The organism is Mesorhizobium sp. P2_C5_2, assembly GCF_056404535.1.
Map to the genome: position 1 here is coordinate 1 of NZ_JBFUDV010000011.1, position 23,615 is coordinate 23,615.

Here is a 23,615-nt window from a genome sequence, read left to right on the forward strand (position 1 = left end):
GACGGCTGGCCTCACCGAGAATGCGGCCAAGGTGCTGCATGACGAGACTTCCGGCGTCGATGCCAGTTCGAACGACCAGACGCTCATCTCCTTGCCCGCTGCCTTCGCGGCACTTGGCACGGCCATCGGCTGGGCGGCCAGCGCTTCCGCCGTGGTCACGCCGAACTCGAGCTTCGGCACCGACGGACCGGGTACTCAGACGCTGTCGCTCGGCGTCAGCGGCGCCAATGCCGATTCCGGTTTCGATTCACTCGACCACCACAACATCCTGCTCAATGTCGAGGGCAGCCTCGTCGTTGGTCGGGTTGACGTCGGCAACGACGGCAGCACGACTGGCGACCCTATTGCCATCGCCATCTCGATCAGCCAGGGCGGCACCCTCAGCATCGCCCAATACATCGCCATCGCGCATCCGGACGGCACCAATCCCGACGACTTAGCGACGATGCTCGACAGCGCGCTGCTTGCCAAGCTCCACGCCGTCGACGGTGACGGCGACACCAGCGACGCCAGCATCGCCATCGGCGACAAGGTGCAGATCAGGGACGACGGCCCGACGATCAGCGCCTCCGGCACGGAGCCGACGCTGACCGTCGACGAGTCCAGCCTGGGTGACAATAGCGCGAGCTTCTCGACGGCCTTCACCTCGAATGCCGGTGCCGATGGCGACGCCATCAGCTATGTGCTCGACATCAACCAGGTCACCAACGACAGCGGCCTAACCGACACCTTAACCGGTGAGGCGGTTCTCCTCTCGGTCAATCTCAGCGGCGCCGTTGAAGGCCGCACCGCCGGCACCGGCGAACTCGTGTTCACGGTCAGCGTCAGCGCCGCCGGCCTCGTGACACTCGATCAGGCGCGTGCTGTCATACACTCACCCGACGCCGGCCCGGATCAGGAAACAACGTTGGCGTCCGATGATCTCGTCACTTTGACGGCGACCATCACCGACGGTGACGGCGATCAGGCCTTGAGTAGCGTTAACATCGGCACAAACCTCGTCTTCAAGGACGATGCTCCAACGATCACGGTGCCGTTTGACGGTGATGCGTCCGGTGGTAGTAGCGATGGTACTCACGAGAGCCTGGATAACACGGCCGGTGCGCACTCCAGCGGAGCCTTCGGCTACGACATCGGTGCGGACAGCCGCCCGGATACGTTCTACGACGACACGCACTCTGATTTCGTCGACACAGACGACGTCCTCGCCGGTGTCCAGATCGCACTCACCGGTTCGATCACCGGCGGCGGCGGCGGAGATATCATAAGCCCGGAGGTGACGCTCGCGTCGGAGACTTCCGACACGGCGACGTTCGACTTCACCTTCGACTACCACAAGGACCCAACGGATAGCAGCTTGATAGGCACGGCGGGCGGCACTCTCGTCTTCGACAAGGTTCACGACACTTATACCATCACCCTGACCGATCCGCTCGAAGGCTTCAGCTTCGACCTGATCCACACCAATGAGCTCTTGTTCAAGCAGCCCACGGGCAACACGGGCCACCCGCAGGTCGTGGTGGAACAATTGCAGGCGGATGACGGGACCACGCCGAATGTCGACGAAGACTTCTACGTGCAGTTCACGGGCAATTTGGTCAACAGAGCCAACCCGTTCGGCCTGACGCCCAATGGAGAGGGGAAATCCAATCCCTTTGACACCACATTCACGTTCAATGGTCACGACATGGTGAGCAACGACAATGAAACGTGGGTGTCTGCGACGCAGAGCACCAACGGTGTCGCCGGTGACACGATCCAGAAAGGCGAACTGCTCACGTTGCGGTTCTTCGACAACAACGTCGGTATCGCAACCGAGGTGCAGCAGACGCCGCAGACCTCGGCCTTCGCCGGCAGCATGGCCATCAAGTTCGACGGCATCGGCAACAGCGAGGACGTGATGCTGATCCTCAACCTGGCTGACAACGGTGTCGACAACATCTTCGGCACAGCGGACGACACCTCGATAACGCGGGCTATGTACGTGCAGAACGCCGACATCTTCAGGACGGGTCAGGTCCCGTCCCCGTACAGCAGCGAGTTCACACTCGACAACAATGATGGCCTCGTGATCATCGAGCAGAACGACTACAACGCAGCCGGCGAAGAGTACCTGTTGCAGGGTGTCCAGATCATGCAGTCGGGCAACGGCATCACCGGCAGTGCGATCGACCTGATCAGGACGACCGGCGGCGGCGGCGGCAGCTCGACCACCAACCTGGTGGCCTTCGACGGCGCCGACAACGACGTGCTGAAGATCGTGGACATCGCCTTCAGCACGACCGTGACCGAGACGCCATCAGCCAGCCTCGACTTCGCGTTCCAGGTGGCGGACGCGGACGCGGACCAGTCGGCAATACAGCACATACTTGTCGACGTCGCCTGACACCTGACCAACGGGGCGGCCAGCGCCGCCCCCGTATCAGCATTCGCGATCAGTTGCATGGGGGACGTCGTCTCAATGAAGAAAACCAACCAACAGCCTCCTGCCCTGCAGGTGGTGATGAAAGAGGCCAGACGCGCCATCCGGCCGCTTATCTGGTTCAGCGGCGGCATCAACGTGCTGATGCTGACCGGGGCGTTTTATATGCTCCAGGTCTACCACCGCGTGTTGTCCAGCCACAGCCTGGAGACATTGGTGATGCTGTCGCTGATGGCGGCAGGGGCACTGGCGACGATGGCGGGGCTGGAGGTTGTGCGCGGGCGTCTTCTGGCTACCGTCGGATCGTGGATGAACGCGCGGTTGGGACCAGTTCTTCTGACCGCATCGGTGGAATATGCCGCCTCGGCGCCCGGTCACGCCAACGCCCGTCCGCTGCGCGACCTGGATCAAGTGCGCAATTTCTTCACCAGCCCGAGCATCTTCCCGATTCTCGACGCGCCTTGGGCACCGCTGTTTTTCGCCGCCATATTCTTGATGCACCCGTGGCTGGGCTGGTTGGCGCTGTGCGGCGGAATCGTCCTGTTCGCGTTGGCGTTGCTCAACGAATACATCACACGCAAACCGTTAACCGAGGCCGCCAGCGCACAGTCGCGGGCATACGTGCAGGCCGAGGCGGCGATCCGCAATGCCGAGGTCGTCCAGGCGATGGGCATGTTGAAGCCACTGATGGAGGGCTGGAAGGCGCAGCAGGACGAGGCAAACAAAGGACAAGTTCTTGCCGCCAACCGCGGCGGCGTCATCGCCGCCATTGCGCGTTGCCACCGGCTGGCCCTGCAAATGGCCATACTGGGCCTTGGCGCCTATCTGGTGCTTCGCAACGAGGCTTCCCCCGGCATCATGATTTCCGCCTCGATCCTGATGGGTCGCGCCTTGTCCCCGGTCGAGCAAGCGATCGGCACATGGAAGGCGACGGTCGGAGCGCGTGCCGCTTACAAGCGCCTCACCGCGGTCGCCGGACAGCACCTGGAGGCCACACCGGCTCTGCCACTGCCACGACCGAAAGGCAGGTTCGAGGCCGAGAACCTTGTGCTGGCCCGACAGGGTGGCGAGTCTATCCTGAAAGGGATCAGCTTCCGGCTCAATCCGGGTGAAGCAATGGCGTTGATCGGCCCGAGCGGGGCCGGCAAGACAAGCCTGGCGCGAATACTGGCCGGTGCCTGGCGTCCGTCCGGGGGGCGTGCGCTGCTGGACGGTATGGACGTTGCCCAATGGGCCGCGGAGGACCGGGGTCACCATGTCGGTTACTTGCCGCAGGACATCGAACTCTTCGCCGGCACGGTCTCCGAAAACATCTGCCGCTTCGCGACACTCAACCCGGCGGTCTTCAACAACGTGGTCAAGGCCGCGCAGTTGGCGGGCGTTCACGAACTTATCAAAGGGCTGCCGAAGGGTTACGCCACCGAGATCGGCGACTCCGGCGCGGTGCTGTCAGGCGGGCAGCGCCAACGCATCGGATTGGCGCGGGCACTCTACGGCGACCCGGCACTCATTATCCTGGACGAGCCCAATTCCAACCTCGACCGCGACGGTGAGGACGCCTTGATTGCAGCCCTCGGCACTGTCAAGGCTGCGGGCACGACTATTATCCTGATCGCGCACCGGGCGAACATGATAGAGAAGGTCGACAAGATATTGGTTCTCAACCGGGGCCAACAAGACCTCTACGGTTCGCGCGACTATGTCTTCAACGAACTCGCCGCGCGCATCCGCCAGGTAAATCAAATACCAGCGAGTCCGACGCCAGAGATCTCCACCACCGTGATCGGGGTCAGCAACGACCCACCTCCCTCTTCAAAGCGTACGTCGCGTGCATTGGGCACGACGGTAGTGGCGAACCAGGCATGAAACGAGAACCGATATGAACGTCGTGCCGTTACCCCTTCCGCCACCCTCCCTGCTGGAACCGGTACCCCTGCGTCTTGCCGGCGTGACGTCCACCGGGTTCGCGATCATGTTCCTGTTCTTCGGCGTGGCCGGGGGTTGGGCGGCGCTGGCGCCACTGGACAGCGCCGCGGTGGCGCCGGGCGTTGTGAAGGTCGCCGGCGACCGCAAGCTCATCCAGCACCTCGAGGGCGGTATCATCGCGGAATTGAATGCCGCCAACGGTGACATCGTCAAGGCGGGCAAGGTCCTCGTCCGGCTAGACGACACGCAGGCAAGGGCGCAGCTCGACCTGATCCAGAACCGGATAGCAACGCGTGACGCGCTGGCCGCGCGCCTGAGGGCTGAGCGTGACGACAAGGCCGAGATCGCGTTTGATCCGGCGTTGCTCGCAAACCCCGCCACGGCCGTAAGGGAAGCGGTGGCCGCGCAGCGCGACGTGTTCGCGGCGAAGCACCACAATCTGACGGACGAACAGGAGATCCTCAGCCAGCGCCGTCAGCAGACCCAGGACGAGATAACCGGACTTGAGCAGCTTATCGTCACCAAGGACACGCAGATCAAGGCGATCGAGGGTGAGACCAAAGACCTCGAGAGCCTGCTCAAGAAGGGGCTGACCACCCGCGAGCGGAACCTGTTGCTCAGACGACAACAGCAGGAGCTCGAGGGGGAGCGCGCGACCAACGTCGCGGCGATCGCTCGTGCCAGAAGCGCCATGGCCGAGATCGATATGCAAATCCTGAACCTCGGCACAGTACGGCTGAACGACGCCGTCGACGAGTTGAGCAAGGTCGAGGCGGAGTTGTTTGATCTCAGACAGCAGGAGCGTGCCGCCAGGGACGTGCTTACCCGTACCGATGTCGTCGCACCGGTTGACGGCATCGTCATGGACCTGAAGGTCCACACGGCGGGCGGTGTCGTGAAACCGGGCGACACACTGATGACAGTCGTGCCGCTCGAACAGCAGCTCGTGGTCGAGGCTATGGTCAAACCGGAGGATGTCGAGACGATCGCCGCCGGACAGCCCGTGCGCGTCAGCTTTCCGGCCTTCGCCCGCTACAACCTGCCGCCACTCGACGGCGTCGTGGAGACCGTGTCGGCCGACCGCATGGTGGAGGAGCGCAGCGGGGCACCGTATTTCGCCGCGACCGTGTTGATCGACAAGAGCGAACTCGCCAAGCTGGAGGGCCGCAAGCTGCAGCCCGGCATGTCGAGCGAGGCGATGATCCGGACGGGTGCTCGCACCGTGCTCTCCTACCTCGCCGAGCCGATCACGCAGAACTTCCGTCGAGCCATGCGGGAAAAATAGCCGCAGGCCGTCCAAGACTTCTTTGTCTGACCGGACAAAGACCGCCGCTCGACCTAGTTCCCCGACTTGCGTCGCCACCCAGGCCACAAGTCCGCCGCCATGCGCGGACCCGAAGCAATCCGTCCCGCTGCGCTCAGCTTGACGACAGGCCCAGGGTCAGGCCGCTCGGCTGGCCCACAGCACGCCACGTTCGAAGATGGTGCGCATTTGCGGCACGGAAAACTCATCCGCGGTGTGACCAAGCGCGCTGAAGAAGACGCGGCCCTTGCCGTAGCGGCGCTTCCAGACCACGGGCATGACGACGCCGTCGATGAAGTCGAGATGCTCACCGCTAAACGTCGTCGTCGCCAGCACTTCGTTGCTCGGGTCGACATGCATGTAATACTGCTCGGAATGGTAGGCGAAGCCGTCGATACCTCTGACGATCGGATCATCGCTGGTGATGTCGACATGGTAGTCGATGATATCGCCGGGATGGGCGACCCATTGGCCGCCGGTCATGAACTGATAGGCCGTCTCGTTTCGAAAACTGTCGCCCATGGTGCCATGAAAGCCGGCAAGGCCGGATCCGCCGCTGACGGCGGCGACGAGGTTCTGCAGCTCCGGCTTTTCGATGGTCGACATGGTGACCACCGGGACGATCAGATCGATTGCCGAAAGCTGCGGATCGGCAAGCGCGGAGGTGCCCTCTTCTATCCGCACCTCGAAGCCATGCCCGGTCAATATCTCGCTGACGACAGCGGCGCTGCGGGCCGGTGTATGACCTTCCCAGCCGCCCCAGAAAATCAGTGCCGTCTTGCTCATGCTCGTCTCTCCTCTCGTCGGCAATATTGATAGGCAAGCGGAACGCTTTTGTCTTCCCTTCCATAAAGGGCATTTCTGGTCGGGGAATCACGATCTGGCGATGAATTCCGTGGACGAGGAACGATTGGCCGTGCCTGACGTCTTGTTTCAATGCCGGGCTGCACTCAAATCAGCAGTCTTCGCGTTTGCGCAGACATCGGTCCGATCCGCCGCAACCAACCGGAGCGCCTGTCCGGGGAGACCGCTTTATGAATATCGACCAGACGACTGTCGCCGCCTATCTGGAAGTCATCACCATCAACCTCGTGCTCTCGGGCGACAATGTCGTGGTGATCGGCATGGCGGCCGCCGGGCTGGCGAAGGCGTTGCGGCAGAAGGCGATCGTCGCCGGCATCGCCGCGGCTGCGGTGATCCGCGTCGTCTTTGCAGTGATCGCGGTGCAGCTGCTGGAAATTCCGGGCATCATGCTGGTCGGCGGCATGCTTTTGTTCTGGGTGTGCTGGAACATGTTCCAGGAATTGCGTTCCGCCGGCGGCGATGAGCAAGGCGATGCCGACGCCGACCCTGCCGCGACAGCGCTTGCGGCGGTGCGGCCGGCGAAGGCGCTGCGCACGGCGATCCTGCAGATCGTGGTCGCCGATGTCTCGATGTCGCTGGACAACGTGCTGGCCGTGGCAGGTGCTGCCGCTCACGACATGAACGCGCTGGTGTTCGGTCTCATCCTGTCGGTGGTGCTGATGGCGGTCGCCTCGACGCTGGTGGCAGCTCTGCTTGCCAAATACCGCTGGATCGGCTGGCTCGGCCTGGCGATCATCGTCTACGTCGCCGGCAACATGACGCTGGACGGTGTCGAGCAGGTGAGAACCGTCGACTTCCACGCGCTGCTTTCGCCGGCTGCGAGCTAAAGCAATTCCAGGAAAAGTGTGCAGCGGTTTTCCCGGGAAAAGCGCGTAGCGCTTTCCCTAGGGAATTGCGGCAAAACATACCCCGTAGCAGTCAAGCGATATCGAAAATCCGCCCGGGATTGAGAATGCTGTGCGGATCGAACGCCGCCTTGAGGCGGCGCATGGCTGATATTTCGGCGTCGCTGCGCACGAGGTTCAGCCATTTCTTCTTGTCGAGGCCGATGCCGTGTTCGGCCGAGACGGCGCCGCCACTCTCCGCCACGCCGCGGTAGATGATCTCATAGGCCGCCGCCGGTTCCCTGGTGTCGACCTGGTAGTGCAGATTGCCGTCGCCGAGATGGCCGAAGACATAGATCTCGGCGCTGCTGTCCCTAGCGCGGATCGCCGCTTCGGCATCGCGCAGGAAAGCCGCCATCGTCGACAGCGGAATGGAGATGTCGGCGCCGATCAGGCCCCCGATCGCAAACAGGAAGCGGTTGGCCTCTTCGCGTACGTCCCAAAGCGCACGGAATTCGCGCGGCGACTGCGAGACAACCACATCGTCGACGATGCCGTCCTCGACGGCCTGCATCAGCACCGAAGCAAAACGCTCGCCGTCCAGGTCGGCCTGGTTGCCCTGGATTTCGGCCAGCACGTAGACGGGCGCGCCGGCAGGCAGCGGCGCCGGCGCGGCCATGCCGGCAATCATGGCGCCATAGAGTGGCGAGAAGTTCACCTCATAGGCCGACAGCAAGGGGCCGAGCCGCTGCTTGAGCAGCCCGAGCAACGCGATAGCAGCCTCCAGCGAGCCAAGCGCGCAGAAAGCGGCGACCTCGGTGGCGGGCTTTGGATGCAGCCGCAGGCAGGCGCGCGTAACCACGCCCAGCGTGCCTTCGCTGCCAATGAACAGCTGGTTGAGATCGTAGCCGGAATTGTCCTTGGCCAGGCCGCGCAGCGAGGTCAGGATGGAGCCGTCGGCAAGCACGGCCTCCAGCCCCAGAACCTGGGCGCGGTACATGCCGTAGCGCAGCACGCGGATGCCGCCGGCATTGGTGGCGATGTTGCCGCCGACCGTCGCCGTGCCGCGCGCGCCGATATCGACGCCGAACATAAGGCCGGCCGCATCGGCTGTTTCCTGCACCATTTGCAGCGGCGCGCCAGCTTCTGCGATGATGGTTGCCGCCGCGCGGTCAGGCGCTTCGACCGCGGTCATGCGCTCCAGCGACAGCACCGCTTCGCCCGGCTGCACGCGCGCGGCGCCGGCCAGGCCGGTGCGGCCGCCATGGACGACCAGCTTCTGGCCGATACCGCTGCACAGGCGCAGGATTTCGGCGACCTCGGCGGCGCCGCGCGGACGCAAGACCAGTTCGGGTCGGCTTCCGCCCTTGCCGGAGAGGTCATCGCCATAGCGCGGATCGACGGCATTGCCGGTGACAACAGCGGCGGCGTCGAGCCGCTGATAAAGCTGGGAAAGAAGCTGATCGATCTGTTGTGTCATGGTTCCTGGAAATTTCGCTTGCTCGCTGCGGTCGAGACTTTGATGCGGGACAATTTTCGCGTCAATTGATTAAATTTACGCACGGGATAATTTGTCATTGCGCGTTGAAAAGACTGACGTTTCCTGTAAATTTCGTCTTGAAGGTTGCGGGGCTGCCCGCCGGCTAAGGACCGTGGGCGGCGCCAAGGGATGACCAAGGTTCTGGCGCCCGCCAGACGAGGGATTGAATGACGAAGCACAAGACGATGGAGGATTTCGCCCGCTCCTGCGGCGTTTCCAGGCCGACGCTGTCGAAATTTTTCGACGATCCGACCAGCGTCAAACCGGCAACGCGCAAGCGCATCGAGGAGGCGCTGCGCTCATCCGATTACCAGCCCAATCTGTTTGCCCGCAATCTCAACCGCAAACGCACCCGCGCCATCGGCATTGTCGTGCCGACGGTGGCCGATCCCTTCTATTCCGAAATGGTCAGCCGCATCGAACTTCGGCTGCGCGACGAAGGCTACTGGCCGATCGTCATTTCCTCGCACGGCTCGCGCGAACTCGAAGTCGAAGCAACGCGAACCATCCAGTCGCTGAAAGTCTCAGGCGCGCTGATCGCCCCGCTCGGCCTGCGCTCGGACCGCCGCACGCTGGAGAAGCTGACGCAGACAATGCCGATCGTCTATTTCGACACCTATCTCGAAGGCGGCGTACCCTTCGTCGGCAACAACAACGCCCAGAGCGTCTCGACCATCGTCGACTATCTCTGCCGCTCCGGCGACGCGCCGGTCTATTTCGATATCCCGCATGTCAACCACAATTCGCCAGAGCGGCTGAACAGCTATGTCGGCGCCATGCAGCGGCTGGGCCAGGAGCCGGTGGTGATCGGCAACACAAGCGACTACACATGGGATTTCGAGCGCATCGGCTACGAGCAGATGGAACGGATGCTTGGGGCTGGCGGCCTGCCGGGCAAGACCATACTGTGCGCCAATGACCGCCTGGCCTTCGGCGTGATGGCGGCAGCCTTCGCGCAAGGCAAGAAGATTGGCCGCAAGGCGGACTGCGACCTGCGTGTCGCCGCCCATGACGACCATCCGCTGAGCCGCTACACCTGCCCCGCTCTGACCACCATCGCGCAGGATTTCGCCGCCATGGCCGGGCGCAGTGTCGAGACGCTGCTCGCCTTGCTCAACGAGGACGCCGCGAGCGTCGCGCCGAAAGTCAGCCTCGACGCCGCCCTTGTGATGCGTCAGTCGGCCTGAGCCTTCCCATCAGGCAAGCAGGCTTGCCGCTTCGTCCTCGCCAAGCAGTGGCGGCTGGTCGACCGTGCCGTTGACGGCAACCGAGCCGCGGCTTTCGCCCGAAGCCAGAATCGCCTCCATGATCTCCAGCACATGCAGCGCCAGGTCGCCCGAGGCGCGCGGCTTTCTTCCTGTCGCCAGCGCCCGCGACAGATCGGCGACGCCGAGCATGCGGTAATTGGCACGGTCGGGCGCGGCATAGGGCCAGTTGCGGGCGCCGTAGAGTTCGCTCTCGCTGGCGAAATCGGCCCAGTCGACGCCGCGCGCCGACAGCGAGACGGTGCCGCCGAACGTGTCGGGGTCGGGCAGCCTGAGCGATCCCTGGGTGCCGTGCAGTTCGATCGGATGGTTGGAGTGTTTGAAGACATCCCAGGAAGCGCCGAAGGTGACGGTGGCGCCCGAACGGAATTCAAGCAGCGACAATATGTTGGTCGGCGTGCCGACCTTGAACGTCGTGTTCTTGAACGGGCCGTCAGCCGTGATCAGCCGCTCCTCCTGGCCGCGCGTCGCCATCGCCATGACGCGGTCGACCGGCCCGAGCAGATTGACCAGCATGGTCAGGTAATAGGGACCCATATCGAAGACCGGACCGCCACCCGGCTGGTAGTAGAATTGCGGATTGGGATGCCAGTGCTCCATGCCGCGTCCCATCATGAAGGCGGTGCCGGTCACCGGCTTGCCGATGGCGCCCTCGTCCATCAGGCGGCGGGCGCGGCGTCCAGCGGCGCCAAGGAAGGTATCGGGAGCCGAGCCTATCAGCAGGTCGCGCTTTGCAGCTTCGTCGACAAGCCGGCGACCGTCGGCAGCGGTAGTAGCCAGCGGCTTTTCGGTGAAGACGTGCTTGCCCGCCGAAAGCGCTGAGAACGAAATGTCGAAATGTGCCGCCGGGATGGTCAGGTTCAACACAAGGTCGATGTCGGGGTCGGCGAGCAGCGCATCGACGCCAAGCGCGCGGATGCCATATTCCCTGGCGCGGAGTTGAGCCATGTCGGCTGAAACATCGGCACAGGCGCGCAGCTCGACGCCGCCAAAGAGCGCTGCATTGCGCAGATAGGTCATCGAGATGTTGCCGCAACCGATGACGCCGATGCCGAGCTTTGTCTTTGATTTTCCGTGCATTTCCAGCTTTTCCTCCGAAGCCATTGGCATGCTTGGGGGACCGTCGTGGGTGCAGCGGTCCACCTTCACAATCCGCTATACAGGATTTTAAATGTTGACGCGCGTAAAATTTTTATAGAGCATGTGAGAATTCTGGCACAGCATTGGGAGGCTGCCAGCCTGAGGAGGAGAACATGACTGTCATGAAAGACGGCCGACCGCCGGTACGAAGCCCGTGGGTCATGCGTGCATTGGATCATTCCGTCGCGGTCAGAGACCGAGACGGGTTCAGGCATAGATCACCTTGGCCGCGATCTTATCAAGCTGGCTGCGTATTGGACCGGGCAGGCCATCGTCGGTGATCACCACATCGACGGCCGACAGCGAAAATGCCTTGGAGGTCCCGCTGACGCCCCATTTGCTCGAATCGGCGAGGAGGACAACGCGCCGGGCCATGCGAACGAGATTTCGCTTCGTTCGCGCCATGTCTTCGTTCACGTCGACCACATCCAGTGACGAGTCTATCGCATGCGCTCCAACAAAGACCTGATGCGCTACCAAGCCGCCGAGAGCCGTATCGGCATCGGTGATCAGCGTGCTCACCGTGTCGGGATAGACCCGGCCGCCGATCATATGAACGTCGAGCTCGGGACGATGCATAAGATGCTGCACGATATTCATGGCCGTGGCGGCGACCACGACATTGCTGAGCGGCGGTAACTGCATGGCAAGCTGCATCAATGTCGAGCCGCCGTCGAAGATGACCGATTGGTTGTCCTCGAACAGGTCAAGCGCCGCCCGGGCGATGCGCTTCTTTGCGTCGAGGTTCGTTTGCATCCGCCGGGCGAACGCGGCCGTGGTCGAATCGGTGGTCCGGGTCACCGCCCCTCCACGGGTCTTGGTCAGCAATCCCTTGCGGTCCAGTATCTCGAGGTCGGAACGCACTGTGACCTCCGACACGCCAAACCCGTCTGACAGGTCCTTCGTGCGCACCTGTCCGCTGCGCTGCACCTCACCCAGGATGGATTGGCGTCTCTGCTCCGACAACATTGCCCTGCCCTTGCCTCCCTGCGCCAAGCAATCGCTCTGGCCTCGGCTCACCTTACCAAAAATACGCAAATTCGAAAGCTTTCGAAAGATTGTTTTTCTTTTTTCTTTCGGAAACACTGAGTCCGGGATTTTGAAATCAACCGATCAGGGAATTCTGTACTCATGAGCCTAGGAACCAAAGTGCGTCTTGCGCGCCTCTTCTCGCATCCATCGGGGAACCTTTTTGGCGGCGCGGTCGACCACTTCGTCGGCTATGGCGACGTGCGCAAAGGCGGCCTTGCCGACCTGCCGGGTGCGCTCGCACGCGTCATGGCGGGCAAACCCGACTACGTCAGCATCCAGCCTGGCACCGCGCGCCATCTGTGGCCGCAATATGCGGGCAAAGCTTCCCTGGTGATTCAGGCGGGCTGCTTCACTGCGGACGATCGCATCAGCGAGTTGATCGCAACGCCCGAGGATGCGGTACGCGCCGGGGCCGATGCGTTGGCCGTGGCCATTCCGGTGCGCGGCGCGACCGAGGGCAAATACATTCGCTGGCTGACCGATTCGGTGAATGCAGCGGCCCGCTACGGCATGCCCGTGGTGGCGCATATCTACCCTCGCGATTTCACCGACGGAGCAAAAATCGTTTTCACCCCCGACGAGATCGCCTATGCGGCGCGCATCGGCTACGAGTCCGGCGTCGACGTGATCAAGATCGGCTACACCGGCGATTTCGAGTCGTTCCGAGAGACCGTCCGGACCTGCCCGGTGCCGGTTGTGATCGCGGGTGGTCCGAAGACCGATACGCTGCTCGGCGCGCTTCAGCAGACGGCGGACGCCATCCGTGCCGGCGCACGCGGTGCCGTGGTAGGTCGCAATCTCTGGGGGCATGGCGATCCGGAGAAGGCAGCGCTTGCCTTTCGGGGCGTCATCCATGACGGCCTTTCGGCGCAAGACGCCCTGGCGAAGGCGGGTGCCTGAACGATGCCCACTGTCCCTTCAATCCTCGGCTTCGGCGCTATTGCGATCGACGACATCGTCTATGTCGATCAGCCGTTGTCGGCGGGCAAGGGGAAGGTTCTGCAAAGTGCCCGCGCTTTCGGGGGAAATGTCGCGACGGCGCTGGCCGCCGTCGTGCGGCTCGGCGGAACCGCCGGGTTCGTCGGATGGCTGGGCAGCGCCGAGGACGACGCCGTGATGCGCGACCTCGTTGCGAGCGGTGTCGAAACCGCATTCGCGCCGCGCCATCCCGATGCACGCCCGGTGCGCTCGCGGATCACCGTCGGCTCGGACGGAGAACGGTTCATCGCGTATGACGACGATGCGATGCTGGGCACCGCTCCGGACTTTCCGGACGATATCCTCAGCCGCGCGACCGTCCTGATCGTCGATAGCTATGCGATCCGGTCGCTGGATGTCGTGGCTCGGGCTCGCGAGCTCGGCCTTGCGATCCTCGGCGATATCGAATGGAGCAGCGGCGCAGCCACGGAGCGGCTGATCGCGCTCTGCGACCATCTCATTCTTCCACTTGGCTTTGCGCGGACTGCCACGGGGTGCCGATCGCCCGCCGAGATGCTCGATGCATTGTGGTTGCCGTCGCGGTCCGCCGTGGTTCTGACCGATGGTGGCAGGGGCGTGTACTATCGCGGGCGTGAAGAGACAGGTCTCTGGCACCTGCCCCCGCACCGGGTTGTGGTCGTCGACTCGACCGGCGCGGGTGACTGCTTTCATGGCGCCTATGCCCTTGCATTGACGCGCGGGGCCGATACCGCAGGCCGGGTCGCATTCGCGACCGCGGCGGCGGCCCTTTCGATAACGGGGCGGGGCGGGCGCGAGGCGCTTCCGACCGACGACCAGGTCACGGAACTCCTGACATCGACGAACGCGCCGTCAGCAGTCGAACTGAAAACCGTGAATGCCGACGCTGGAGCATAATCTGAAATTATCCGAGGAAACATTTCGCGGACGAACATAGGCCGAGAAGAATTATAACAATCAGTGGCTTATATACTTGCGGAGGGAGGAATATGGCAGAAGTCATTCTTGAGAATATCTGCAAAACCTACGGGAACAATTTTCGCGCAATCGACCAATTGAACCTATCGGTCAAGGACGGCGAGTTCTTGATTCTCGTCGGGCCATCCGGCTGCGGCAAATCCACGGCGTTGCGAATGATCGCGGGACTGGAGGACATCACCAGCGGCAGCCTTCGGATCGGCGGAGTCGACGTGGTCGACATGCCGCCCAAGGACCGCGACATCGCGATGGTCTTCCAGAGCTACGCGCTCTACCCGCATATGACAGTGTCTGAAAACATCGCCTTTTCGATGCGGCTGGCAGGCAAGCCGAAGGCCGAGCGCAAGAAGCGCGTGGACGAGATCGCCAAAACCCTTCAGCTGACGTCTTTGCTGGACAGCAAACCCGCGAACCTTTCAGGCGGACAGCGTCAACGGGTTGCCATGGGCCGCGCCATGGTGCGCGAGCCGGCCGCCTTTCTCATGGACGAACCCCTTTCCAATCTGGATGCGAAACTGCGTGTGCAAATGCGCGCCGAAATCACCAGCCTGCAAAAGCAGCTCGGCGTAACGACCATTTACGTGACCCACGACCAAATCGAAGCGATGACGATGGGGGACAGGGTCGCGGTGTTGAAAGGCGGCGTGCTGCAGCAGGTCGACACGCCCAAGAGACTCTATGAAGCGCCGGTGAACGCCTTCGTTGCCGGCTTCATCGGCTCTCCGTCGATGAACCTTTTCGAGGCAACCCTGACGGGCGACGAACTGATGTCAGCCACCTTCGCCGTCCGGCTGCAGGATGCAGCCTTCGTGCGCAGGCCGGGCTTGCGGTCGTATGCGGGGCGCAAGGTCGTGCTTGGGATCCGACCGGAGGATCTTTATGACAGCAGCCTCGAATCCGGTCGCAAGTATCAGACGATACCCGCAAAGGTGACTTCGATCGAAGAACTCGGCTCCGAACAGATCGTCCACCTGAACATCGACGCGGTCCGGGTGGACTCCGGCGATCCGGACGCGGTGGACGATTTCGGCCTGGCATCGAACGCGGTGGCGAGATTCGAGCCGATCAGCGCCGTCCACTCCGGCTCGGAAATCCGGTTGGCCGTGGATGATGCCAAGTTCCATTTCTTCGATCCCGAGACGCATCTGGCGATCTGAATATCTGCGGAAGACCGCGGGCGGGAGCGAGGTGCCTGCGGCAGATACTTGCAAGGAGACTTCTGAATAAAACAGACGATCGTCCGCATTGTGCGGCCGATCTTGAAGAAGGAGGAGAAAATGATGTTTCGGATACAACCCGCGATGCTGAAATTGGCCGCGGCCGCATGGTTGCTTGGCGCAACCGGCGCCATGGCGGACACGACGCTGGAATTCACCCAATGGTGGGAGCCCGAATTGCCGGCCGGATCGCTCAGAGCAATCATGAATGACTTCGAGGCTGCAAACCCCGGAATCAAAGTGACGCTGGTCAGCGGCCCCTATGCGACCACGCGAGACCAGATCTCGGTTGGTGCCGCAACTGGAACGCTTAGCGACGTCGTCGGCCTCGACGGCGCCTGGGTGAACAATCTGAACGCGCAGGGTGCGCTGGCCGACATGAACCCGATGATGGATGCGAGCGGGTTCGACAAGACCCAGGTCGCGGATATCATCAAGGTGGACGGCAAGGCGGTGATGTTTCCAGTGGCTTCGTTCGTCTATCCGGTCTTCGTGAATTTGGACCTCGCCGCCCAGGCAGGCGTGACCAAGCTGCCGTCGACCCGCGCGGAGTTTCTCGAAGCCGCCAAGAAGATGACGCATGCCGACAAGAACCAGTATGGCTGGGTGCTGCCCTTGTCGCTGCAAACGCCGTCCGGTGTCCAGAACGACATGATGTCGTGGGTCTGGGCCTCGGGTCAATCGATGATGGCTGACGGCAAGCCGGCTCTCGAGGGCAAGCCGGTCGTCGATATGCTCACCTTCGTCAAATCGCTGAACGACGCCGGCGTCATCTCGCCCGGCATCGCCACCAAGACCGAGCAGGAAAAGGTCGAGGAATTCGTCAACGATCGGGTCGGAATGATGATCGACTCGCTTGCGCATGTGAACCTCATCCGCAAACGCAATCCCAAGCTGAACTTCGATCTCATCCCGGTCCCGGTGGTGGAGAATTACAGCGGCAAGCGCGGCCTTCCCTACGCCTCCTGGGGCATCGGCATCTCTGCTGCCTCGAAACATCAGGAAGAGGCCTGGAAACTCGTCCAATATCTGATGAGTGAAAAGGTGAACGCCAAGCTTGTGTCGCTTGCAAACGCCTTCCCGGGCAACGTCAACGCCAAGCCCGATTTCGTGACCTCGGACAAGGCTTTCGGCAAGGCTTTTGAAATCTTCAAGACCGGTTATCTCGCCAATGAGTTCACGGGCCTGCCGGTGGCTGAAGACCTGATGACCCAGTTCGACGTGCAAGCCCAGAAGATGCTCGCCGGCGAGCAGTCTCCGGAACAAGCCGCCGCCGCCGCTCAGAAGGGCTGGATGGCGAAATTCTGATCGGCCTGTTCCCGTTTGCTATCTTCGACCGGGTGGCCTGACTTCGGGCAGGCCACCCGGCACCAACGGATCGGCAATTCGAAATGGACCTGTTTCCGAAGCTTACCTTCTCTTGAAGGCGTATCCCAAGGTTGGCACATGACCCGGCAAAAGCGCTCCCACCACAAGCTGAAACGAGCGGTCGCACCTTACCTCTATCTGTCGCCATCGCTGCTCATAATCGGGCTGCTGATGCTGCTGCCGATGGTGACGGTGATTGCCTACTCATTCCAGAACAGCGCGGTACTGCGTCGCGACCCATCCTTTGCCGGACTGAAACACTACCAGGCGATCTTCGACGACCCCGTGTTCTGGGCTTCGCTGTGGCACACGCTCTACTTCACATGCATGAGTGTCGTCTTCCATATGACCATCGGCATGGTCTTCGCACTCATGCTGAACAGCGACCGCATCAATCCGACGCTGCGCAATATTCTGCGCGTGCTCTACATACTGCCTTGGCTGTTCACCGCGGTGATTATCGCCGTGATCTGGCGCCTCCTGCTTGAGCCGAACGGTGTCGTGAACAGCGTTCTGATGCAGATGGGCATTATCGGTTCCAAGGTCGAGTGGTTTTCCTCGCCCGCGACCGCACTGCACGCCGTCACCTTCGCCAATATCTGGGCGGGCTACCCGCTTTTCATGGTCAGCCTGCTCGCAGGTTTGCAGGGCATTCCCAAGGATTTCTACGAGGCCGCCGATATCGACGGGGCGAAGGCCTACCAGAAGCTGATCTTCATCACCATCCCGCAGCTGATGCCGATCATCATCAGCATCTCGCTGCTCGACTTCATCTGGACCATGCAGGTCTTTCCGTTGATCTGGATAACGACGGGCGGCGGTCCGATCTACTCGACCGAGGTCCTCAGCACCTACACGTATAAGCTGGCGTTTTCGAGCTACAACCTGTCGCAGGCGTCGGCGAGCGCCGTGGTCATCCTGCTGATCTCTCTCGGCCTGACGCTGTTCTACATCCGTTATCAAAAGGCTCGGTAGTCACCATGAGGAAGAGGCATACGCCGAAAGACAGGCTGATCACCGTCGCGCTCCATATAGCGCTTGCCGCAGGGCTCTTTTTCGCGGCATTCCCGATCTACTGGATGCTGAGCAGCTCGTTCAAGTCGAATACCGAAATCTTTGCCCTGCCACCAACCGTCCTGCCAAAGGCCTTCACGCTGGAAGCGTATGCGGCCATCCTTGGTGACCCGGTAAAGCTGCGCTTCTTCTTCAACAGCTACTTCGTGGCCGGAGCGGTGACCGTGCTGACGGTGCTGATCGCCTTGCTGGCGGCCTATGGGTTCAGCCGTTTCAATTTCCGCGGCAAGGGCAGCCTCAACACACTCATCATCAGCACGCAGACGATCCCGCCGATCACGCTTTTGATCCCCTTCTTCGGGCTTGTCGTTTCGTATGGCATCTTCGACACCTATGTCGCGCTGATCCTGACTTACCTGGTGTTTACGCTGCCCTACGCGATCCTGCTGATGACGGGATATCTGAACACCTTGCCCCGCGATCTCGATGAAGCGGTGGCTGTCGACGGCGGCACCAGTTGGACCGCACTCTGGCGGGTGATCGTCCCGATTTCACTGCCTGGTATCGTGGCGACGTCGGTCTACACGTTCCTGTTGTGCTGGAACGAATTTCTCTTTGCGCTGACGCTGACGAAGTCAACGTCCATGCGCACCGTCCCGATCGGCATCCAGCTGTTGATGGGGCAGCACGCCTTCGAATGGAACCAGATGATGGCGATGAGCGTGCTGGGCTCGTTACCGCTCTTGTTCATCTATCTGGTTGCCCAGAGGTTCTTCCTCGCCGGCATGACCGCAGGCTCGGTCAAGTAGGATGTCCCTCTCACGGAGAACTGATGGAGTAGGCCGCGCATCGAAATCGATGGATTGCACCTTCTCTGCTGGCAGGCGATATCACCACGGTCGCGGGCGTCGTCATGGCGCCGCTGATCGTGCTGGTGCTGTTCTTCCAGCGCCACATCATCGAAGGCCTGACGCAGGGCGGCATCAAGGAATGAAAGGACGATCGTGAAAGACTTGAAAGTCGGTTGCCAGACCTTTACCTGGGAAATGCTCGGAGACCGGTTCGCCGGTGGCCCGGACGATCTGTTGAAGGCGATCGCCGATGGCGGCTATGCCGGCATCGAGATCACCGACACGATGATCGGCCGCTATGCCGGCAAGCCAGCGGAATTCGCGGCTGCGCTGAAGGCATCCGGGCTGACGCTGGTCTCCTTCGCGTTTGGTTCGAAGAGCGGTTTTACGCTGCAGGATCAGATCGGCGCCGACCTCGATATGGCCAAACGCTGGATCGATTTTGCAGCAGCCTTTCCCGGCACCCTGGTGTCGATGGGTTCGGCGACCGTCGTCTCCGACGGCCCGCGAGATGACAAGTTCGCCATCGCCGCCGATATCTACAACAAGGCCGGCGAACTCGGGCGCAAGGCCGGCGTCCAGGTCGCGGTGCATCCGAGCTCGCATCACAACACGCTGCTGTTCGATCGCGCCGACTACGACCGCATCTTCGGGCTGATCGACGCCTCGCTGGCCGGTTGGGTGCCGGACACCGGCCACATCTTGCGCGGTGGTCAGGATATGGCCGATACGCTCATCACCTATCGCGACCGCATCCGCTATGTGCATTTGAAGGATGTCGATGCCAGCGGCACCTGGGCGATGCTGGGCAAGGGCGTCTGCGACACGGCGAAGGTGATCGAGATCGCCAGCGCCGCGCCCAACTTCAACGGCTGGCTGGTGCTGGAGGAAGAGTCCGAAACCGCCGCCGCCGATCCGGCCGGTGCCGTCAAGACCAACCGCCAGACCATGCGCGGCTACGGAGCCTGAGACGATGACAACGAGCAAATCCCTGTCCGGCCCCGCCGCAATCGCCGCACTGCCGCGCAACCGGCTGATCGGCGAGTTTTCGCTGTGGTCGGCCGACCTCGCCAATATGGAGCGCGACCTCGGTCGCATCGAAGAGCATGCCGACATTCATCACATCGACGTCGCCGACGCCCGCTTTACACCCGGCTTCCTGTTCTTCCCCGACCTGGTGGCGCGTATCGCGAAGCTCACCGCGAAGCCGATCCATATCCATTTGATGGTCGAGGCCGAAATCGTCGAGGAACAGACGCGGCAGTTTATCGAGGCCGGCGCCGACCTGATCAGCGTGCATGCCGAAAATGGCGAGGCCGGCCTGCGCGCGGTGCGGCTGGCGCATGAACTCGGCGCCGAAGCCGGTGTCGTGCTGCGGCTGGAAACGCCAGTCGCGGCTGTCACGCCTTTCCTGCCGGAGGTGGCGTTCGTGACGCTGCTCGGTACCTCCATCGGCGTCAAGGGCCAGAGCCTGTCGGAGAACGCCTGCCCGCGCCTGATCGAGGCGCGCGCGCTGATGCGCAGGGCCGGCCGCGAGGCTGACATCGTGCTCGCCGCCGATGGCGGCATCCGCCACGAGACGGTGCCGCTGCTGCGCGCTGCCGGTGCTGAGACCGTGGTGCTGGGTTCGCTGGCCTTCGGCGACCCCGACCTTGCCCGGCGCATGGCCTGGCTGCACGGGCTGGAGGTCGCTGCCTGATGAGCAAGCTTGCACTGGCCTTCGATCTCGGCGGCACGGCGCTGCGCGGCGCGCTGGTCGAAAGCGACGGCCGCATCGTTGCTCATGCTTCGGCGCCGACGATGGCAGGGGCTGGATCGGAAGCGGTGATCGGCCAGATCATTGCGCTCGCCGGCGATCTCATGGCGCAGTGGCCGCAGGCTGAAATTGCCGGCATCGGCGTCGGCGCACCGGGACCGCTCGACCCCAAGGCGGGGATCGTCATTGCGCCGCCGACATTGGCCGGCTGGCACGACGTGCCGCTGATCGACATTCTGGGGCAGCATTTCGGCCTGCCGGTGCGGTTGGAGAACGACGCCAATGCGGCGGCACTCGGCGAATGGCGCTTCGGCGCCGGACGGGGCAGCGGATCGCTGGTGTTCGTGACGGTATCGACCGGCATCGGTGGCGGTGTCGTCGCCGACGGCCACATCTATCACGGCAGGCGCGGGCTGGCGGCCGAGATCGGCCACATGACCATCACCGGCGAAGGCGACCGCTGCTTTTGCGGCGCCATCGGCTGCTTCGAGGCTGTTGCTTCGGGAACCGCGCTCGGACGCCGCGCCACGCGGATGACAGCACCTCGTGACGGCTCTTTGCTCAGGCGGCTGTCGAATGATGGCGACGTCTCGGCCAGGCATGTTGTCGAAGCCGCGCGGACCGGTGACGCCAACGCTCTCGATTTGATCGAGGCGGAAGCCATGTGGCTGGGCATCGGCTTCACCAATCTCTTGCATCTCTATTCGCCCGACCTGATCGTCATGGGCGGCGGCCTTTCCAACGGTTTCGACCTGCTGGCGCCCTCGATCCGGGCGATCGTCCAGCAGCGGGCAATGCCGGCCTACCGCGACGTGCCGATCGTGCGCGCCGAGCTTGGCGACCGCGCCGGGTTGATCGGCGCCGCCAGCCTGGTCCTGTGGGAAGGTGAACCGGGTTTGCCGCTGGCGATGGCGCAGGACGACACGGACAGCGGTGCGACCGCTGACGCCGGGGAGGCAAGCCATGGCTAAGCTCAAATTGCGCGGCGCGCGCAAATCCTATGGCAAATGTAGAGAGGCGGCGACACCACGCCACTGCACAGCCCGATCGCGCTCGACATCGCGCCGGCCGCTTGCCACCTGTTTCGGCACCGATGGCCCGGCGCTGGCAGCGCTGCCTCAGAGGCTTCTATTTCCCGCAATGGTGGTCGTTGATCTTGTTCAGCGCATTCGCATCCGGCCCGACCCGGTTGTAGGAGCAGGCGCCGGCCGCCGTTGTGGTCAGCATGGTGTCATAGTAGCGCGGGCCGCCGAACAGGGCGTAGATGAGGTCGCGATGGGCGGGAACGTAGCGTTCGGGTTCCGGCTGACGATGGCGGTGCTTCTCCTTGGCGATGGCCGCGCTGGACAGGCTGCAGCCGACAGCGAGAACGAGCGCGCAGGTCGCAAAGATCTTGGTGGTCATCGGCAACACCCTTCTGACGGTTCGGAATCGCAGCATATCCAAAAGCGCCGGCCGAACAAAGGTTCCCTCGCAGGTACGGTGGCACGCATTGAAATCAACCTGCCATGGCACTGCGCGCCCGCCGCCTTTCCGTGGCAACCAGCAGGTCGACGAAGGCGCGCACCTTGGCCGGCCTGAAGCGCGCCGGCGGAAAGACGGCATGGATGCCGCCGGACGGCAAGGTCCAGTCCGCGAACACCCGCACCAGCCGCCCCCGCGCGAGATCGTCGGCAACGCTGTAATCCGGGAAGATGCCGAGCCCGATGCCGGCCAGCACGCAGGACAGCACGCCCGGCGTCTTGTCGCAGCTGACGACCGGGTTGAGCTCGGCCAGCACCGTTTCCGTGCCCATCGAGAACAGCCATTGGCCGACGCCGCGCAGCTGGGCATTGCCGACCCAGGGCAGCGACTTGGCCTGCCTGGGGCTGGCATCCTTCGGCAGCCTGGCGGCAAGCTCCGGGCTGGCGACGACGAATTGCTGTAGGCTGCCCAACCGCCGCGCCAGATTGCTGGAATCCGCCAGCCAGCCGACGCGGATGCCGAGGTCGATCTGCTCGTCGACCAGATTGCTGACGGCATCGTCGAAAATCGTCTCTATCCGCATCTTGGGATATTTTCTGAGATAGGCAGCTATGGTCGGCGCCACGACCTTCTCGCCGTAGTCAAGCGGCGCTGTGAGCCGCAACATGCCAGTCGGCTTCAAGGCGCTCTGCGAAATGTCGCCATAGGCGGCTTCCGCCTCGCGCAGGATGATGGCGGCGCGATCGTAGAACAGGCGCCCCTCCTCGGTCGGCGCAACGCGCCTCGTCGTGCGCCGCAGCAGCGTCGCGCCCAGTTCCTGCTCCAGCCTGCCAACCTGATGGCTGACCACCGCCTTGGCGACATCGAGCCGGTCGGCCGCCGCCGTGAACGAGCCGGTCTCGACAACGGTGGTGAAGTAGACGAGCCGGTTGAGGTTCAGAAGCTCGGTCACGGATCGCTCATTGTCTGATCTGATCAGACAGTTTGTATGATTGATCGCTATTTTTCGCAAGCGTGTCGCCTGCCATCTATCGGACAACGCATGAGGCCTGCCGTGACCGACGCAACCGTGACCTATCTCTTCGATCCGCTCTGCGGCTGGTGCTACGGCGCCACGCCGATGCTGGACAGGCTGGCCGCCAACGGCGTCGCGCTCGAGCTTGTGCCGACCGGCCTGTTCTCCGGCGCCGGCGCACGGCCGCTGGATGCAGGCTTCGCCGGCTATGCCTGGGATAACGACCAGCGCATCGAGCGGCTGAGCGGACAACGCTTCACGCAAGCCTATCTGGACAATGTGCTCAACGTTTCCGGCACCTTGCTCGATTCCAGTGCCGCCACGCTCGGCATCGTTGCGGCCGGCCTCGACGAGCCGGGCCGCCGGCTGCCCGCCCTGAAGGCGATCCAGCATGCCCGTTATGTCGACGGCCGCGATATCGTCACGGTCGATGGCGTCGCCGCCGTGCTGACCGACGCCGGGATGGCAGACACAGCCGGTCTGCTGAAGGCGCCGACCGATGCGTTGATGGCAGCACATCGCGACCTCGTCGGCCGCGGTCGGGCGTTGTTCCAGCGACTCAACGCCAATGGCGTTCCGGCGCTCGCGGTGGTCAGCAAGACAGCACCGCGCCTGATCGGCGCCAATGCACTTTTCGGCAGCTACGACAATCTCGTTGCCCATATCGCGGCGGCGTGAT

Annotated in this window: 21 protein-coding genes; 15 read left to right on the forward strand and 6 right to left on the reverse strand. The window is 62.9% G+C overall.

Features of this window, described 5'->3' with window-relative positions:
• The 3 genes from AC1D1B_RS29435 to AC1D1B_RS29445 form a co-directional block, all read left to right on the forward strand.
• The coding region (locus AC1D1B_RS29435; RefSeq protein ID WP_477336793.1) for a DUF5801 repeats-in-toxin domain-containing protein at positions 1 to 2,386 on the forward strand (2,386 nt) is incomplete at its 5' end.
• A gap of 75 nt (positions 2,387 to 2,461) precedes the next feature.
• Entirely contained in the window at positions 2,462 to 4,288 is a 1,827-nt protein-coding gene (locus AC1D1B_RS29440; protein WP_477336795.1) for a type I secretion system permease/ATPase, read from the forward strand.
• A gap of 13 nt (positions 4,289 to 4,301) precedes the next feature.
• Positions 4,302 to 5,633, forward strand: a complete 1,332-nt coding sequence (locus AC1D1B_RS29445) for an HlyD family type I secretion periplasmic adaptor subunit (RefSeq protein WP_477336797.1) — start codon at positions 4,302 to 4,304, stop codon at positions 5,631 to 5,633.
• Positions 5,634 to 5,789: 156 nt separating this feature from the next.
• On the opposite strand, the gene AC1D1B_RS29450 is transcribed toward AC1D1B_RS29445, so the two are convergent.
• Positions 5,790 to 6,437 carry a ThuA domain-containing protein gene (locus AC1D1B_RS29450; protein WP_477336799.1) on the reverse strand — a complete coding sequence of 216 codons (648 nt, stop codon included), beginning with the start codon at positions 6,435 to 6,437 and terminating at the stop codon, positions 5,790 to 5,792.
• Positions 6,438 to 6,685: 248 nt separating this feature from the next.
• Here AC1D1B_RS29450 and AC1D1B_RS29455 point away from each other — a divergent pair, with 248 nt between their 5' ends.
• Positions 6,686 to 7,342, forward strand: a complete 657-nt coding sequence (locus AC1D1B_RS29455) for a YjbE family putative metal transport protein (RefSeq protein WP_477336800.1) — start codon at positions 6,686 to 6,688, stop codon at positions 7,340 to 7,342.
• 91 nt (positions 7,343 to 7,433) lie between these two features.
• Here the strand turns inward: AC1D1B_RS29455 and AC1D1B_RS29460 are convergent, their stop codons facing one another.
• Positions 7,434 to 8,819 carry an FAD-binding oxidoreductase gene (locus AC1D1B_RS29460; protein WP_477336802.1) on the reverse strand — a complete coding sequence of 462 codons (1,386 nt, stop codon included), beginning with the start codon at positions 8,817 to 8,819 and terminating at the stop codon, positions 7,434 to 7,436.
• A 227-nt stretch (positions 8,820 to 9,046) separates the two neighbouring features.
• Between AC1D1B_RS29460 and AC1D1B_RS29465 the strand changes: the two genes are divergently transcribed.
• Positions 9,047 to 10,066: a LacI family DNA-binding transcriptional regulator gene (locus tag AC1D1B_RS29465; RefSeq protein ID WP_477336804.1), complete on the forward strand. Its 1,020-nt coding sequence runs from the start codon at positions 9,047 to 9,049 to the stop codon at positions 10,064 to 10,066.
• A 9-nt stretch (positions 10,067 to 10,075) separates the two neighbouring features.
• On the opposite strand, the gene AC1D1B_RS29470 is transcribed toward AC1D1B_RS29465, so the two are convergent.
• Together AC1D1B_RS29470 and AC1D1B_RS29475 are read right to left on the reverse strand one after the other, a co-directional pair.
• The gene (locus tag AC1D1B_RS29470) at positions 10,076 to 11,224 is read right to left on the reverse strand and encodes a Gfo/Idh/MocA family protein (protein ID WP_477336805.1); all 1,149 of its coding nucleotides are present in this window, start codon (positions 11,222 to 11,224) and stop codon (positions 10,076 to 10,078) included.
• Between the two features lie 267 nt (positions 11,225 to 11,491).
• Positions 11,492 to 12,253: a DeoR/GlpR family DNA-binding transcription regulator gene (locus tag AC1D1B_RS29475; protein ID WP_477336988.1), complete on the reverse strand. Its 762-nt coding sequence runs from the start codon at positions 12,251 to 12,253 to the stop codon at positions 11,492 to 11,494.
• 162 nt (positions 12,254 to 12,415) lie between these two features.
• Here AC1D1B_RS29475 and AC1D1B_RS29480 point away from each other — a divergent pair, with 162 nt between their 5' ends.
• From AC1D1B_RS29480 to AC1D1B_RS29520, 9 genes are all read left to right on the forward strand, one after another.
• The gene (locus AC1D1B_RS29480) at positions 12,416 to 13,216 is read left to right on the forward strand and encodes a beta/alpha barrel domain-containing protein (RefSeq protein ID WP_023692211.1); all 801 of its coding nucleotides are present in this window, start codon (positions 12,416 to 12,418) and stop codon (positions 13,214 to 13,216) included.
• A 3-nt stretch (positions 13,217 to 13,219) separates the two neighbouring features.
• Positions 13,220 to 14,170, forward strand: a complete 951-nt coding sequence (locus AC1D1B_RS29485; protein WP_477336808.1) for a PfkB family carbohydrate kinase — start codon at positions 13,220 to 13,222, stop codon at positions 14,168 to 14,170.
• A 92-nt stretch (positions 14,171 to 14,262) separates the two neighbouring features.
• Positions 14,263 to 15,408, forward strand: coding sequence for an ABC transporter ATP-binding protein (locus AC1D1B_RS29490; protein WP_477336810.1), 1,146 nt, complete (start codon positions 14,263 to 14,265; stop codon positions 15,406 to 15,408).
• A 120-nt stretch (positions 15,409 to 15,528) separates the two neighbouring features.
• Entirely contained in the window at positions 15,529 to 16,776 is a 1,248-nt protein-coding gene (locus AC1D1B_RS29495) for an ABC transporter substrate-binding protein (protein WP_477336812.1), read from the forward strand.
• A gap of 138 nt (positions 16,777 to 16,914) precedes the next feature.
• A complete protein-coding gene (locus AC1D1B_RS29500; protein ID WP_477336814.1) occupies positions 16,915 to 17,811 on the forward strand; it encodes a carbohydrate ABC transporter permease in 897 nt (298 codons plus the stop codon).
• A 5-nt stretch (positions 17,812 to 17,816) separates the two neighbouring features.
• Positions 17,817 to 18,659, forward strand: a complete 843-nt coding sequence (locus AC1D1B_RS29505) for a carbohydrate ABC transporter permease (RefSeq protein WP_477336816.1) — start codon at positions 17,817 to 17,819, stop codon at positions 18,657 to 18,659.
• A gap of 237 nt (positions 18,660 to 18,896) precedes the next feature.
• A complete protein-coding gene (locus AC1D1B_RS29510; protein WP_477336990.1) occupies positions 18,897 to 19,670 on the forward strand; it encodes a sugar phosphate isomerase/epimerase family protein in 774 nt (257 codons plus the stop codon).
• Positions 19,671 to 19,674: 4 nt separating this feature from the next.
• Positions 19,675 to 20,400, forward strand: coding sequence for a ribulose-phosphate 3-epimerase (locus tag AC1D1B_RS29515; protein WP_477336818.1), 726 nt, complete (start codon positions 19,675 to 19,677; stop codon positions 20,398 to 20,400).
• Complete coding sequence (locus AC1D1B_RS29520) at positions 20,400 to 21,428, forward strand: ROK family protein (protein WP_477336820.1); 1,029 nt, start codon at positions 20,400 to 20,402, stop codon at positions 21,426 to 21,428. The genes AC1D1B_RS29515 and AC1D1B_RS29520 overlap by 1 nt, the downstream gene beginning before the upstream one ends.
• A gap of 157 nt (positions 21,429 to 21,585) precedes the next feature.
• Here the strand turns inward: AC1D1B_RS29520 and AC1D1B_RS29525 are convergent, their stop codons facing one another.
• Together AC1D1B_RS29525 and AC1D1B_RS29530 are read right to left on the reverse strand one after the other, a co-directional pair.
• Positions 21,586 to 21,861: a hypothetical protein gene (locus AC1D1B_RS29525; protein WP_477336822.1), complete on the reverse strand. Its 276-nt coding sequence runs from the start codon at positions 21,859 to 21,861 to the stop codon at positions 21,586 to 21,588.
• Between the two features lie 94 nt (positions 21,862 to 21,955).
• Positions 21,956 to 22,873 (reverse strand): LysR family transcriptional regulator, encoded by a 918-nt coding sequence (locus tag AC1D1B_RS29530; RefSeq protein WP_477336824.1) that lies wholly within the window; start codon positions 22,871 to 22,873, stop codon positions 21,956 to 21,958.
• Positions 22,874 to 22,963: 90 nt separating this feature from the next.
• Between AC1D1B_RS29530 and AC1D1B_RS29535 the strand changes: the two genes are divergently transcribed.
• Entirely contained in the window at positions 22,964 to 23,614 is a 651-nt protein-coding gene (locus tag AC1D1B_RS29535) for a DsbA family protein (protein WP_477336826.1), read from the forward strand.
• Position 23,615 lies beyond the last annotated feature (1 nt).